This window comes from Rickettsia massiliae MTU5, assembly GCF_000016625.1.
GTDB lineage: Bacteria > Pseudomonadota > Alphaproteobacteria > Rickettsiales > Rickettsiaceae > Rickettsia > Rickettsia rickettsii.
In genome coordinates, this window is record NC_009900.1 from 483,666 (window position 1) to 497,167 (window position 13,502).

The following is a 13,502-nucleotide window of genomic DNA, read 5'->3' on the forward strand; positions in this document are numbered from 1 at the left end:
CGATTTTAAATTAAAGTTTATTTAAAATACTTACTTAGCTTTACAAACTTCAGATTTATTTACTTACATTGAAATTGTAGTTATAAATTATTAATTACAAATATATCATAAGTTATGGCAAAACCAAGCTATCTAAATTTTGATAATAAAAGTTATAAATGGAAAAATGATATTGAGTATCGTAAATGCCCGGAAAGCTATAGAGTAGGTAAAGATGAGCAAGGAGTATGCATTGGTCAACCATATAAAAATGAAATTTTGCCTTATTGGAAGTTTAAAACTCCTGCAATTGCTAAAGAAAGTAGTGAAAAAATATATGAAATATTTTTAAAATCCTTAGAGGATAATGATTTTGTTGGAGCTGATATGGCGCGTAAATATTTGCAGATGGGTTTTACTAGAAGTAGACGTTATGCTAATTATAAAGGTGGGAAAAAATATAACAAAGAACATGATTATAAGAAATTAGAAAGAGGAAGGGGATCCAAAAAAAAGTGAAAAGTGCCGATATATTTTTCAAAAAATGACAAGCGGCAGAAGAGCATGAGAAATATACAAAGATGAAAATAGAATGGAAAAAACAATATGGGTAAATATTAGCTTTACCAAGTTAGTGTTTTTATATTATAGTAGATTAATAGAGGATAAATTATGACTAAAGATGAAATTGTGGAGCTGTTTAAAAAATATCTCGATCTTCATAACAGATATCAATATCAAGAAGAAAAAGATACTCTACGACAATTCGTTGACACTGATCCTGAAGAACTTGCAAATTTTATTGAAACTTAAACTGAAAAATATAACAATAGAGAAACTGAAGTTTGTCATAGTTTAAGTTCTATTTTAATGGAAAAACAACAAGATAATGCGATTAAATTATTAAAGAAAGCTATTGAACTAGATCCAAGTAAAAGCATACTCTCACGAAGAGTTTTTTAATAAATTATATACAATAAATCCGGAGGAAGCACTCGCTTCTATCAAAAGAGCTATAGGGTTAAATCCAAATAAAAAATCATTATATGAAGACCTTATTATTTTGTTGACAAGGGCAAATTATGATGAAGAAGCAGCAAAAATTACTAAAGCAATTCAAGATTTCCCTAAAAACATACCTAATTTGGTATTAGATACTGAGGAAACAAAGGATGTGTATCCATTAGGTTTGGCACAGGAATAACTGTATCAAAACGTGGATATTTACGAGTTTTTCACTGTCATCTAGTTTGCTTACTAACTAAGTCTAGAAAAAATAATTTCAACATTGTTACTACACTATATGTTTTGCTGGATGATGACATAGAGAGGAATAATAAGTCACACAACACCCGTGACGGTCACATCAAAACAGTTTCTTCAATCCTTTTTGTAGAAGCTTATTCACAGGATCTGCTTGTTGGTTTTCCTGCGGAGGGCTGCTTTGTGCCTCTGTATTTGTATCCTTTTTCTTTCTGAGACCCAAAGCATCTTTAATAATATTTTCAGGTTTCTTCTCTCCGCTTTTTAAGTCTTTAATAACGCTATTAGATACGTTTTTAACTAAATATTTTTGAAAGGCTTGAACGTCTAATTTATGCTGCGGATTATTTATGAATCCGTATAATTTAACGGCTATAGGCGGTAAATCCGCAATAGTAACGCTTGCACTAACATCCATCATATATTGTGGTAAGTTAATTTGACCGCGTGCATTTGTTGTGGCAGGTGAAGCATCTAAACTACATTCATTTAAATTAAGCTTGCCTTGCGTTATATTTCCGCTGGCAATTAAATTTTTGAAAGATGTGGATCCGCCACTAAAGGAGCTGTTAATAAGTCGCAATACTCCTTCAGTATTTTTAGCATTATTTACCGCATCTGCGATTCGGTTTAAATCAAATCCGCTTATTTTCCCGTTATCGCTATTTACGTTAAATTGTCCATTTAGATTATTAACATATGTATAAACGCTATTACCGCGAGAAGTAAGATCGGCTTTAAAGCTTAGTCGCCCATCAGTTATTTTTATTTTACCCGATTGCGGAGTGAAACTTTTGAGATAGGCATTTTTTAAATCGATTTTAATTGCAGCGTTTTGATCTTTTGCTGAACTCACATAACCGGTGCTACTTAGTTCGCCACCGTAAATGCTTGCATTAACTGAAGTAATATTCAACGTGCCGCCGGTGATATTTAATTTTGCTTTTAAATTATTTATGATTAATGAGTCATTAGTTAATTTATCAATATTTGTGGATAATTGCCCTTCAATTTTATTTAAAAACCCTAAATTAATAGGATTATTTGACCAAGGAGAATTATTTTTAGCTGTAGGTATAGGTATGTTTTGAGTAGCAGGACTATTAGTTTTATTTGGAGCAGGAGTAGGACTATTACTTGTAAGAATTTTATCCAAATTAACTAACGGACTGTATAAGTTAAGATTAAAATTTGGCTTCTGAGTTGCTAAATTAATATCTCCTTTAATAGATATATTAATATTAAAAGCGGATATTTTATTATTAATATGGAAAGTATCTTTAATTTTTTGCACTTCCCCGTTTAACTGCAATACTCCAATCTTACTTAAATTACTTACTCCCATAAGAGACATAAACGACTCAAAATTATTAAGTTTTAGATTGTGCGAAATAGTTATATCTTGTGCTAAATTGTTAAGCTCAATATCTCCCGTTAGATTACTATTTGCAGCCGATAAATTAATATTTTGTAATTTTATTGCTTGAGAATTACTAATTACATTAGAAGTAAGTATAAGTTTTTGGTTAATAATAGGCGGTAATTTATCGGTCTTTAGTTTTAGAGCATCAAGTATAGGTTTTAAACTATCAGCTTGTAGCATAATATTTGTCTTATCTAAATTAGAGCTAATCTCGGTTATAATGTTCCCGGGATTGATAATAATATTTGATTTTAGGTTATTACGCTCTATATCATAATTTGCCTTTGCTAGTAATTCTATATTTGGATAATTAAGTCTAGCATCTTTAATAGCTATATTTTTACTATTGGCAGTAATTGCCGTAGTTAGCTCGTAGTCATTTTGTAAATCAGCAGGCATACCTAAAGTTTTAGTATTACCTTTAATATTTGCGTTACCTATGAAAGAATTATTTTCGCTATCAAATTTTCCTTCGATTTTAATTTTTTCACCGGCAAGATTAATATTGGTACTTAACGGAATTATTTTACCGATTTCTTCAATATTTCCGTCTATATTAATTTGCTGTTCCAAAGCCTTTAAAGCTAAAGTCAAATCTATAGGACCTTTAAGGCTTTTAATTTTAGTCTCTAAGTTAATATCGTTAAATATTTTCTCACTGTTTTTTTCTATATATATTACTTTACCGTCTATAATTTTAAAATGACTAATCAAAATAGGAAGTGCTAATTCAGTTTTAGTCTCGGTAGATTCTACAGAGCTAATTTCATTTGTTTTGGATGCATTATTAGGTGTAGAAAATTGCCAATTTTTTTGTCCATTACTTAAAACTTCTAGATTTATAATCGGTTTTTGCAGTTCTATAGAAGCTACTTCGATTGCTCCTCTAAAAAGAGGAAAAAGTCGCAATGACGCTTTAGCACCTTCAACGGAAACTAGATGAGGTTCTTTTGTACCATTTATTGATGATAATTTAATTTCTGATAGTGATATTGCGGGATTCGGTAGTAAAGATAATTTTATGTCGCCGTTAATAGTTAAATCTCTATTTGTAGCCTCTTTAACTTTATCTATTACTATTCCTTTATAATTATTTAAAGGAATAAAGAAAGGAATAACAATTAATAATAATATTATACTTATAAATATAATAAGTGAGTATTTTAAAGTTTTAGGCATAGAGCTTAACCTTCTATTTATATACATATATTAATTATAGTATTTAAGGATTAATTGTCAATTTTATATAATTTACTCAATTAAGGATTGAAATAATTATATTCTATGTCATTCCCACGAGGCGTTGTTGCGTGGATCGGTTTTTCCGTCATTGCGAGTAGGTATTGTTGCGTGGACCGGTAAAACCCACTGTATCACCCCGTCCCCGTGGCTTGACCACGGGGTCCATAAAAACAATAAATACAAATTTAGTATTTTTAACTGGATCCCGTGGTCACGCCACGGGATGACAGAGGTGAATAAGAATCGTAGGGTACTATAAAGAAATTGAAAACTACGGTAAATTATTCAAGCTTCTCTTTGATAATTTAAAATCACATAATCTTTAGTTATAATAGGAAAAAATTCTTTATTGCAAGGTAATAATTCGGTTGTTTGATCTGAAAATTCTATTTCAATTATGTCACCGGCACCAAAGTTAAGAATATTTTTAATTTTGCCTATTTCTTTATGATCTTGGTTTAATATCGGTAAATGAGTTAAATCCGCTATATAAAATTCATCTTCTTCTAGTTCCGGTAAACTTGCTCTTAAGCAAAATATTTTATAACCTTTTAAATTTTCAGCTTCATTTCGAGTAGCTATATCATTAAATGTACAAATTAATTCTCCTTTGGCATTTTGGCTAATTAGCTTAATATGTATATTTGCTCCTGACTCATTTACTAAGTTTCTTTCAAGTATTTTTGTAGCAGGGTCGGTAAAAGATTTTAACATTACATGACCTTTAATTCCGTGACATGATTTTATTACACCGACTAAAATTAAATTTTCTAAAGAATTCATTAATTTGCCTTTAAATTTTGATAATTATATATAATAATATATTTAAAAACTTTTTTACAGACATGATAAAAAAAATAGCTGCCGGCGTCATAATTTGTTTCTCATTATTGTTATTTATAATGTTTGGTGCATTATCGTTTGTTAACTATAATTCGGTTACTAATAATTTTACCAGTCATTTAGGAATTGCGAAAGAAAATATCGGAAAAATAAAGATGAATAAATTTCCTTTGTCCTATTTAGTTATTGAGACGATAAGAGAAGAAGGAAAGTTAGATTTAGAGCAAATTAAAATTCATTTTTCGTTGTGGTCGCTTATAAAATTTAATCCTAAAATTAATAAAATAGATATATTAGATGCTAAATTTTATTCAAATTCTAATGTATTAAATATTTATAATCACGAAGAGTTAATAAAGAATTTCTTTAAATATAAATTACAAAATATAAATCTCAATGTTACTAATCTAAGTATTATTAATAAACAAGATTATTCTATTTTAAATTTTAATAATTGTATATTAAAAAAAGAAAATGCTTTATCGTCTAATTACATATTTAAAGCTACAAGTAACTATATAGGTAAAATTTCAGGTTCAATTAATAAACGTGACGATATAGTAGAGTTTAGTCTTAATATTGGTAATAATGATTATGGTTTTAAGTTATCGCAAATTTACAAAGATTCTAAGCTTACTAGCGGTAGTGGTGAATATCAGATTAAAAATTTAGCATCGGTAATGTATAATATATTACCGGATTTAAACCATCTTTTTAATAAATTTAATCAACATGAGGCAGTAAACGTTAAATTTAATATTTCAAATAATGAAGATGCAATAGAGCTAAAAGACATAGTAATAGCATCATCTTTTATTATTGGTAATGGATTTGTTAACATTGCTAAAAATGATAATATTACTACTAATGTAAAACTAGATTTTCCTAAAATAGATTTAAGGTCGTTAATTTCTCCAAATGCAGAGGTAACATTTAATACTTCTTCTTCAAATATTAGATTTATTTTTGCCGATAAATTACTTAAAGCAGACGTGGCAATTAACGAAATAATTTTAAGTAATAATGAAGAACTAGAAAAAATAGTCTTTTCTTCTAACTTATCAAAGGGTACTTTAAAGATAAATGAATTTTCAGGTAATATTAAATCAGGTGGAGAATTTAAGCTTACAGGTAATGTAACACAGAATGCCGTTAGAAGTATGTTCGATGGACAGCTATATTTAAAGCACAACGATATAAATTCGTTACTGAATATTTTAGGATTTAACGACGTTACTATTAAAGAAGCTATTCCTTTTAGCTTGTCATCGGATTTAAAACTCACTTTAATAGATTTATTTTTTAAAAATTTATTACTCAAAACAGATAATTTAAATTTATCAGGAAATTTTTCTAGTAAATTTATTGCTCAAACACCTCGTTTAGACGCTACGCTTAATATATCTTCACTTGACTTAAGCAGTAGAACGTATCCAATCATTTCGCCGCTTATCGAATTTACAAAAAATTTAACTAAAGATATGAAAGCTCTAGATTATCCAAGTAAATTCATCCCTATTAGAACAATAGGATATTTAGCTAATTTAGATATTCTGATAGATAGCGTTAAGTATAACAATCATGTATTTGACAAAATGAATTTGCTTGCTAAAATCGTACCGGCTAATATAAAAATTAGTAATTTAGATTTTAAAACTGCTAACAGCTATTTATCAACTAGCTGGAACTTAGATGCATCGAGTGTATTCCCGTCTTTGACCGTAGAAATTAAGGATGGTAATCTTACTACTGATTTATTATCACCGGCAGGAATGCTTAATTTAAGAAATAAATTAATAAATGATTATAGTTTAGATAAAGCTACCTTACAAGTTTCCGGTACATTGTCGACATTATTACAAAATGATTTAATATTGAAAAATGTTAAATTTTATGTAGCAAATAATAATAATTTATTACAATTTAATAATATTGAAGCAGAATTATTAGGCGGTAAGCTTCAAGGTAACGGCAATATTTTACTAGAACCTTATGCTATAAATTTCGTATATGCTTTAAATACAATAGATTTAAACAAAGTTTCGGCTCTTATGCCTAAAATATTTACTGCAAGTAGCGGAAAAATAAGTATAAGCGGTAGTTTAGGAACTAACGGTAACACTCTTCAAAGCCAGCTATATAACCTTACTACAAAATCACAATTTGCTATAAACAATATAGATGTTAATAATTTTGCAATTGATTCTTTTATAGAAAAACTTGATACAGCTGATTATAAGGTACAAAATTTAGATAAAGATATAAATAGTGCTATAACCACAGGACAAGAAAATATTAGAGGTATCAGCGGTGATATTGAACTACAAAAAGGTATTGCCCTTTTAAAGAAAGTAAAATTTGCAACACAATATAGTAGCGGTGCGGCCTCTTTTGCAGTTAATATATATAATTTTGATATGGATGCATCTAGTATTTTATCATTTTACGTACCGGCAAGGCTTGTTAAGTTAAATACCTCAAATACAAGTTCTGATAAAGATAGTGTGGCACATCTTAATATAAAAATGCAAGGGAGTATTTTTGCTCCTAAGAAAACTTTTGATAGTAGTGAGCTAAAAAAATTACTTATACCCCAAACAACTGAAGACAAAACTACTACAGATAACCATTAAAAAATAAAAATAAATGACTAATACTAAAACTTTAGAAGCAAATATTAGCTTTGAAGAAGCTTTAAAAGAGCTTGAGGAAATTGTTAAAAAAATAGATAACGGACAAGAGAGTCTAGAGACGGCAGTTAAGAGCTTTGAAAGAGGTATTTTACTTAAGAATCATTGTGAGAAAAAACTAAAAGAAGCTCGGTTAAAAATTGAAAAAATTACTAAACTTGCTAATTCTACAGTGGTCTTAGAAGAGACGGAAGTGTAGTATTGATATAAAGCATACATTGTACTAATATCATAAGATGACAAAGAAATGTAATTATAGCTTTTCTGCTGAAAAAAATTATAAGTTAATAAGTGAGCGCAAGGTAAGTTTTGAAGAAATAATATCAGTTATAGAAAGTAATTGTTTATTGGATATAATAGAACATCCAAATCCTAATAAATATTCAGAGCAAAAAATGTATATAGTTAAATTTAATGAATACGCCTACTTAGAGTGCCTTTTATTATTGAAGTTGATGGAACAGTTTTTTGAAAGACTATTATTCCACGTCGCAAAGCTACTCAGAAATATCTAAAAATAGGAAAAAGTAATGCGAAATAAAGAGAATATATCAAATCTAATACTAGATGCTGAAGAAAACGCCTTGCTGGAGTCTTTTGAAAATGATGAATGGCAAAGAATTAAAAATTTTGAACAAGAGAAACATATAGCACAAGTGGCAGCAGCTAATTATTTAAAAAAAGATACTCGAATAAATATTCGTATTTCTAGTAGTGATTTAATGAGAATAAAACAAAAAGCTGCTTATGAGGGATTACCTTATCAAACTCTTATTTCTAGTATATTACATAAATATTCAGCAGGATATGGTTAATAATACCTATGGTTAATCATATAATTGACTTTATCTATACCGTGCCTAATATTGTTTTGATGAGTTTTTGTGCGGGATGTGTATATTATTCCTAATAATTTTCAAAAAGAAGAGCTTGGAAGTCTTGGCGGGTTTTTATCGGGTGTAGTCGGTAGTATGTATGTTGGTCAACTGGTTTTGTATTAATTTATTTACTCGGTAATTTTAATAAAGCACAAGAAGGGGTGGCAGCAGAATCTATAGTGTTGATGAGGCTTGCAGATAGTGTAGGTTGGCTTCCCCATGAAATGAGACCTGCAATTTATCTAGATATTAAAAATTATACCAAAGATGTAATGCAGCGTGAATGGCAATTAATGAAAGACGGCAAGCAAATCGGTCATGAAGCTCTTAGTTTCCTCCAAGATATTAATAAGAGACTACAAGCTTATAAAGCAAGCGAGCAAATGCAGCTATTGACTAAGCAGGAAATCATTGAGGAGATAAAAGAGCTTTATACCGTAAGGTATAACAGGATTAAAATGTCCTATTTTTCCTGAAATATTCAATATTGGATAGTTGTATGTATAATGACTGCTATTAATTTAATTTTTGTCTGTATGCTTGGCACCAAGCTTTATTTACATAAGATTTTGGTTGGTTTAGTTTGTATCACTTCATCATCAATGCTTTTGTTATTATTTATATTAGACAAACCTTTTCGAGGTCCTTTTGCCGTAAATCAATATGACCTTATTAAGGCTATACATTATATTGAGAGATTAAATTAGTGATATCTGTAATAACATAACGCCATAATTTATCCGTGCCTTTGGTAATACCTATACGAGCAGTAGTAGAGTAGGGTAGCTTTAAGCCGATATCGCCGACAAAAAATTCGTTGTTATTTATAAGATCGCATTTATTATGAGAAATATTAATTCCTAAATATTTGCATAATTTACCCGGACCGTTGAGGTATAGATTTTCAGGCGAAATAACATGTACGCCTCTTATTAAGGTCGCAGCAGGGAAGCCTTTAGCTTCAGTTACGAAATTTAAACAATAATACATTCCGTAAATTAAATAGACATAGCTAAAGCCTGCAGGACCAAACATTATATCCGTTCTTTTTGTCCGCCCTCTTGCTGCATGGCAAGCAGGATCATTCTGCCCTATATAGCTTTCAGTTTCAGTAATGATAGCTGTTTTACCTTGGAAAGAAAGAGCTTTACCGATTAACTCAGTGCTTACTACATTAGTATCTCTTGCAAAAAATTCACGAGGTAAAGGGATTAGTTTATTCATGTTTTTGAAAAAAAATATTTAAATTCTTATGCCATTAGTAATTTCATATTCAGCTATATTATTTATATAAAAAGGATCTTCGCTTAATATATCTTTAAGTTTAAGTTGACTTAGTTTTTCTATATTAGCTAAAATAATACCGTCAATTCTTGGATGTATAGGACCTGATAAAATAAAATATCCTTTATCATAACATGTATCTAAAAATTTTCTATGTTCCGTAATAAATTTTTCAACAGAAGAAAAGGTCTAAGCCTAAGGTATATTGAAGGTTTACAATAAACATAATTTATATTTTTTTATTAAGTGGTTTAGAATTTTTTATAGAGATTGGAACGGTATCATATCCGCCGTCGCAAAACGGTTGGCATTTGATGATTCTTTTAAAGGTAAGCCACAAGCCTTTTATGCTGCCGTGCATTGATATAGCTTCTTTAGCATATTCAGAACAAGTGGGGTGAAACCGGCAATTATTGCTAAGTAGTGGAGAAATGAAATATTGATAAAATCTAAGTAATAATAATAAGATTCTAGTCATTTTGAAGCTTGTCTATTATTTTTTCCATTTTTTCTTGAGTGAGATCTTCATAATAATCGTCATTAATCTGTACGACCGGAGCGTTAACGCATGCTCCCAAACATTCTATCTCGCTTAAAGTAAATTTTTGATCTTCAGTAGTTTCTTTGAGTTTTACACCTAATTTCTTTTCACAAATTTTCATTATATCATCACTACCACGCAGCCAGCAAGGAGTAGTAGTACATACTTGGATATGATATTTACCAACTTGCTTTAAGTTAAACATAGTATAAAATGTTGCAACCTCATAAGCCCGTATATAAGGCATTTCTAACATATTTGCGACATATTCGATAGCAGGAACAGGTAGCCAGCCGCCGTTTTGACGTTGTGCTAGATCAAGCAGCGGAAGTATTGCACTTCTTTTTCCATGCGGTGGATATTTTTTTATAATCTCTTCTGCTAGATTTAAATTTTTCTTATCAAATGTAAAATTTGTAATTTTTGTATTCATATATTTTTAGTACGGTATAGTTTTATGTCATTCCTGCGAAAGCAGGAATCCATAGAACTATTCAATTAAATCTTTCCATTCAGGATTAGTGTTTTCTATCAGTTCTATTTTCCAACTATGTTGCCATTTTTTCAAGTTTTTTTCTCTTGTAAGTGCTTCTTGAATATCAGTCAATTCTTCTGTATAAACAAGCTTTATAATATTATATTTTGAGGTAAAACCTTTTATTATTTTTTGTTTATGTTCATAAGCACGACGTATTATATTATTAGTAATACTAATATATTAAAGTACCATGTTATTAGAGCATAATATATATACCCAATACATTTTTTGTTTTTTAGTTTTATTTTATGGATTCCTGCTTTCGCAGGAATGACAGAGCAACGCAAGTACAAGCCCACGGCATGACCCATATATTACCTATCTATCTCACCAAATACTATATCAAGCGTTGCAATAATAGTAATAACATCTGCCATTAAATGACCTTTAGACATAAAATCTAGTCCTTGCAAATGAGCAAAGCCGGGTGCTTTAATACGACATCTATAAGGTCTATTACCTCCTTGCGAGTATAAATATACACCAAATTCGCCTTTAGGGGCTTCTACAGCTTTATAGGTCTCGCCGGCTGGGACGTCATATCCTTCCGTATAGAGCTTAAAATGATGAATCATTGCTTCCATCGATTCTTTCATTTTGGCTCGTGTCGGTGGTGTTAATTTAGGATCATCGGTTTTAACTGCACCTTTCGGCATTTTTTCTATACATTGCTTGATTATCTTGATTGATTCGTACATTTCAAGCATACGAACGAAATATCTGTCGTAACAATCACCGTTTTTGCCGATTGGTACTTTAAAGTCCATTTCATCGTAAACGTCATAAGGGTTTGACTTGCGTAAATCCCAAGCTATACCCGAACCTCTAAGCATTGGTCCTGAAAACCCCCAGTCCATTGCCTCTTTTTGAGATGCAACGCCGATATCTACTAAACGTTGTTTCCATAATCTATTTTCATTTAGTAGACTTTCAATATCGTGAAGTTTAGGAGGAAACTGTTCTATAAACTTATCTATATCTTCAAGTAAACCTTCGGGTAAATCTGCTGCAACCCCGCCCGGTCTAAAGTAGTTTGAATGCATACGAGAGCCGGAAACATGCTCATAAAATTCCATGATCTTTTCTCGCTCTTCAAAGAGCCATAATAAAGGAGTAGTAGCACCGATATCTAAAGCTTGGCTGCCAATATTCAAAGTATGGTTCAAAATTCTTGTTAGCTCTGAGAATAGTACCCTGATAAACTGAGCTCTTCTTGGGACTTCGCATTCTAATAACGACTCGACAGCTAAAGCAAATGCATGTTCCTGACACATCGGCGAAACATAATCAAGACGATCAAAATATGGTATAGCCTGCAAATATGTTTTATGCTCAATAAGTTTTTCCGTACCACGATGAAGTAACCCAATATGAGGGACGGCATTATTTACTACTTCCCCGTCCATCTCAAGGATTAACCTTAAAACTCCGTGAGTTGCCGGATGCTGTGGACCAAGGTTTAGAGTTATAGTTTTGGTGTTGTTAGTCATAGTATTTTTCCTACTGTCACCTAGTTCGCTTGACCACGGGGTCCAGTCTTTTTTATTTTTTCTAGATCCCGCGATCAAGTCACAGGATGACATTCATTTTATTTCTGGATTCCTGCTTTCGCAGGAATGACATCGGTTGCCTTCTCATCACCTGGCAATACATAACTCGGGCTATGCCAGTGCGAGCTAAAATCAAACTCACGATATTCTATGTCTAAATCGACCGGTTCATAAGCTACTTTCTTTAGCTTCTCATCATATTTAACTTGTGTATAGCCTGTTAATGGGAAATCTTTACGTAATGGATGCCCCTCAAATTCGTAATCGGTTAGTATGCGTCTTTTATCGTCATTACCCTCGAAATTTACCCCGTACATATCATAAACTTCACGCTCATACCAACAAGCGGCACTAAATATATTCATTGCTGAAGGTATAGTTTCTTTTTCAGATATATATACTTTTATTATAAGACGCTTATTTAATTTTAAGCTTAATAAATTATATACTACTTCAAACCTTTTATAGTCAATTGATTTGGACTCGCCTACATTGTCGCTCGTCGCTCTCCTATTAGTTATAGGCTTCGCGCCTTGCTCCTTGTAGCCAAGCCCAACTGAATTGACTACGTTATTCTGAGGAAAATCAGCCCCAAATAAATCAGTAAGTAAAGTGAAGCGTAATTCTTCCGATTCTTTTAAAGCTTTTAAAAACAGCAATAAAAAATTCGGTTCGATTTTATAAGCTAGGTAATCTTTAACCGTGATCGGAGTTATTAAAATGCTAGATTTAGCTGCAAGTCTTTCAATGAGTTTGTCTAGTGTCATACTTAAAACCTGTAGTGCGTTTAATTTTTTTCTGTAACTGCATAAGCCCGTAAATTAATGCTTCGGCGGTAGGAGGGCAGCCAGGGACATATACGTCAACCGGTACGATTCTATCACAGCCACGCACTACCGAATAGGAAAAGTGGTAATAGCCGCCGCCATTGGCACAGCTACCCATTGAAAGTACCCATTTAGGTTCAGCCATCTGATCATATACTTTACGTAGAGCCGGTGCCATTTTGTTAGTAAGCGTTCCTGCAACTATCATAAGGTCGGACTGTCTTGGACTTGGTCTAAATAACATACCGAAGCGATCCATATCATATCTACTTGCTGCTGCCTGCATCATCTCAACAGCACAACAAGCAAGCCCAAAAGTCATAGGCCATAAGGAATTAGCTCTCGCCCAGCCTATAACGTTATCAACTTTAGTGAGTAAAAATCCTCTATTAGAAAGCTCATTACTTAATAATTCGTCTTCTTGATAAAAATTATTTTTCATAT

General features: G+C 31.3%; 14 protein-coding genes and 2 pseudogenes. 7 read left to right on the forward strand and 9 right to left on the reverse strand.

Going from position 1 to position 13,502, the window contains the following annotated elements; translation table 11 throughout:
• The first annotated feature begins 114 nt into the window (after nt 1–114).
• The 3 genes from RMA_RS02595 to RMA_RS10770 all read left to right on the forward strand — a co-directional run bounded on the left by RMA_RS02595 (nt 115) and on the right by RMA_RS10770 (nt 1,183).
• Nucleotides 115–498, forward strand: a complete 384-nt coding sequence (locus tag RMA_RS02595) for a DUF4385 family protein (protein WP_012152678.1) — start codon at nt 115–117, stop codon at nt 496–498.
• A 153-nt stretch (nt 499–651) separates the two neighbouring features.
• Nucleotides 652–792 carry a hypothetical protein gene (locus RMA_RS09815; RefSeq protein WP_187145924.1) on the forward strand — a complete coding sequence of 47 codons (141 nt, stop codon included), beginning with the start codon at nt 652–654 and terminating at the stop codon, nt 790–792.
• Between the two features lie 253 nt (nt 793–1,045).
• Nucleotides 1,046–1,183, forward strand: coding sequence for a hypothetical protein (locus RMA_RS10770; RefSeq protein WP_014365952.1), 138 nt, complete (start codon nt 1,046–1,048; stop codon nt 1,181–1,183).
• Between the two features lie 162 nt (nt 1,184–1,345).
• Here RMA_RS10770 and RMA_RS02610 read toward each other — a convergent pair whose 3' ends face one another.
• Entirely contained in the window at nt 1,346–3,844 is a 2,499-nt protein-coding gene (locus tag RMA_RS02610; protein ID WP_041404969.1) for an AsmA family protein, read from the reverse strand.
• A 348-nt stretch (nt 3,845–4,192) separates the two neighbouring features.
• Nucleotides 4,193–4,690, reverse strand: coding sequence for a ribosome maturation factor RimM (gene rimM / locus RMA_RS02615; protein ID WP_012152680.1), 498 nt, complete (start codon nt 4,688–4,690; stop codon nt 4,193–4,195).
• 62 nt (nt 4,691–4,752) lie between these two features.
• Here rimM and RMA_RS02620 point away from each other — a divergent pair, with 62 nt between their 5' ends.
• The 4 genes and pseudogenes from RMA_RS02620 (at nt 4,753) to RMA_RS11935 (ending at nt 9,025) form a co-directional block, all read left to right on the forward strand.
• Nucleotides 4,753–7,383, forward strand: a complete 2,631-nt coding sequence (locus tag RMA_RS02620) for an AsmA-like C-terminal region-containing protein (protein ID WP_041404970.1) — start codon at nt 4,753–4,755, stop codon at nt 7,381–7,383.
• A 13-nt stretch (nt 7,384–7,396) separates the two neighbouring features.
• Nucleotides 7,397–7,639: an exodeoxyribonuclease VII small subunit gene (locus RMA_RS02625; RefSeq protein ID WP_012152682.1), complete on the forward strand. Its 243-nt coding sequence runs from the start codon at nt 7,397–7,399 to the stop codon at nt 7,637–7,639.
• A 331-nt stretch (nt 7,640–7,970) separates the two neighbouring features.
• Nucleotides 7,971–8,255: a CopG family antitoxin gene (locus RMA_RS02635; RefSeq protein ID WP_041404619.1), complete on the forward strand. Its 285-nt coding sequence runs from the start codon at nt 7,971–7,973 to the stop codon at nt 8,253–8,255.
• Nucleotides 8,256–8,314: 59 nt separating this feature from the next.
• Nucleotides 8,315–9,025: pseudogene (locus RMA_RS11935) on the forward strand (hypothetical protein).
• Here RMA_RS11935 and RMA_RS02645 read toward each other — a convergent pair.
• The 7 genes and pseudogenes from RMA_RS02645 to RMA_RS02675 form a co-directional block, all read right to left on the reverse strand.
• A complete protein-coding gene (locus RMA_RS02645) occupies nt 8,997–9,542 on the reverse strand; it encodes a DNA-3-methyladenine glycosylase (RefSeq protein WP_041404620.1) in 546 nt (181 codons plus the stop codon). The pseudogene RMA_RS11935 and the gene RMA_RS02645 overlap by 29 nt on opposite strands.
• 289 nt (nt 9,543–9,831) lie before the next feature.
• A complete protein-coding gene (yidD, locus tag RMA_RS02650; protein WP_012152684.1) occupies nt 9,832–10,080 on the reverse strand; it encodes a membrane protein insertion efficiency factor YidD in 249 nt (82 codons plus the stop codon).
• Nucleotides 10,073–10,576 (reverse strand): NADH-quinone oxidoreductase subunit NuoE, encoded by a 504-nt coding sequence (gene nuoE / locus RMA_RS02655; protein ID WP_012152685.1) that lies wholly within the window; start codon nt 10,574–10,576, stop codon nt 10,073–10,075. The genes yidD and nuoE overlap by 8 nt, the downstream gene beginning before the upstream one ends.
• Nucleotides 10,577–10,633: 57 nt before the next feature.
• Nucleotides 10,634–10,906: pseudogene (locus RMA_RS02660) on the reverse strand (GIY-YIG nuclease family protein).
• Between the two features lie 89 nt (nt 10,907–10,995).
• Entirely contained in the window at nt 10,996–12,171 is a 1,176-nt protein-coding gene (nuoD, locus tag RMA_RS02665) for an NADH dehydrogenase (quinone) subunit D (RefSeq protein ID WP_041404971.1), read from the reverse strand.
• A 98-nt stretch (nt 12,172–12,269) separates the two neighbouring features.
• On the reverse strand, nt 12,270–12,998 hold the full coding sequence (locus RMA_RS02670; RefSeq protein ID WP_012152687.1) for an NADH-quinone oxidoreductase subunit C: 729 nt from the start codon (nt 12,996–12,998) through the stop codon (nt 12,270–12,272).
• A complete protein-coding gene (locus RMA_RS02675; protein ID WP_012152688.1) occupies nt 12,976–13,500 on the reverse strand; it encodes a NuoB/complex I 20 kDa subunit family protein in 525 nt (174 codons plus the stop codon). The genes RMA_RS02670 and RMA_RS02675 overlap by 23 nt, the downstream gene beginning before the upstream one ends.
• Between the last annotated feature and the right edge of the window lie 2 nt (nt 13,501–13,502).

Bases quoted from the DNA above. Each gene is read 5' to 3' on its own strand.
- RMA_RS02595 (WP_012152678.1), top strand. From the start codon at position 115: ATGGCAAAACCAAGCTATCTAAATTTTGATAATAAAAGTTATAAATGG.
- RMA_RS09815 (WP_187145924.1), top strand. From the start codon at position 652: ATGACTAAAGATGAAATTGTGGAGCTGTTTAAAAAATATCTCGATCTT.
- RMA_RS02610 (WP_041404969.1), bottom strand. From the start codon at position 3,844: ATGCCTAAAACTTTAAAATACTCACTTATTATATTTATAAGTATAATA.
- rimM (WP_012152680.1), bottom strand. From the start codon at position 4,690: ATGAATTCTTTAGAAAATTTAATTTTAGTCGGTGTAATAAAATCATGT.
- RMA_RS02620 (WP_041404970.1), top strand. From the start codon at position 4,753: ATGATAAAAAAAATAGCTGCCGGCGTCATAATTTGTTTCTCATTATTG.
- RMA_RS02625 (WP_012152682.1), top strand. From the start codon at position 7,397: ATGACTAATACTAAAACTTTAGAAGCAAATATTAGCTTTGAAGAAGCT.
- RMA_RS02635 (WP_041404619.1), top strand. From the start codon at position 7,971: ATGCGAAATAAAGAGAATATATCAAATCTAATACTAGATGCTGAAGAA.
- RMA_RS02645 (WP_041404620.1), bottom strand. From the start codon at position 9,542: ATGAATAAACTAATCCCTTTACCTCGTGAATTTTTTGCAAGAGATACT.
- yidD (WP_012152684.1), bottom strand. From the start codon at position 10,080: ATGACTAGAATCTTATTATTATTACTTAGATTTTATCAATATTTCATT.
- nuoE (WP_012152685.1), bottom strand. From the start codon at position 10,576: ATGAATACAAAAATTACAAATTTTACATTTGATAAGAAAAATTTAAAT.
- nuoD (WP_041404971.1), bottom strand. From the start codon at position 12,171: ATGACTAACAACACCAAAACTATAACTCTAAACCTTGGTCCACAGCAT.
- RMA_RS02670 (WP_012152687.1), bottom strand. From the start codon at position 12,998: ATGACACTAGACAAACTCATTGAAAGACTTGCAGCTAAATCTAGCATT.
- RMA_RS02675 (WP_012152688.1), bottom strand. From the start codon at position 13,500: ATGAAAAATAATTTTTATCAAGAAGACGAATTATTAAGTAATGAGCTT.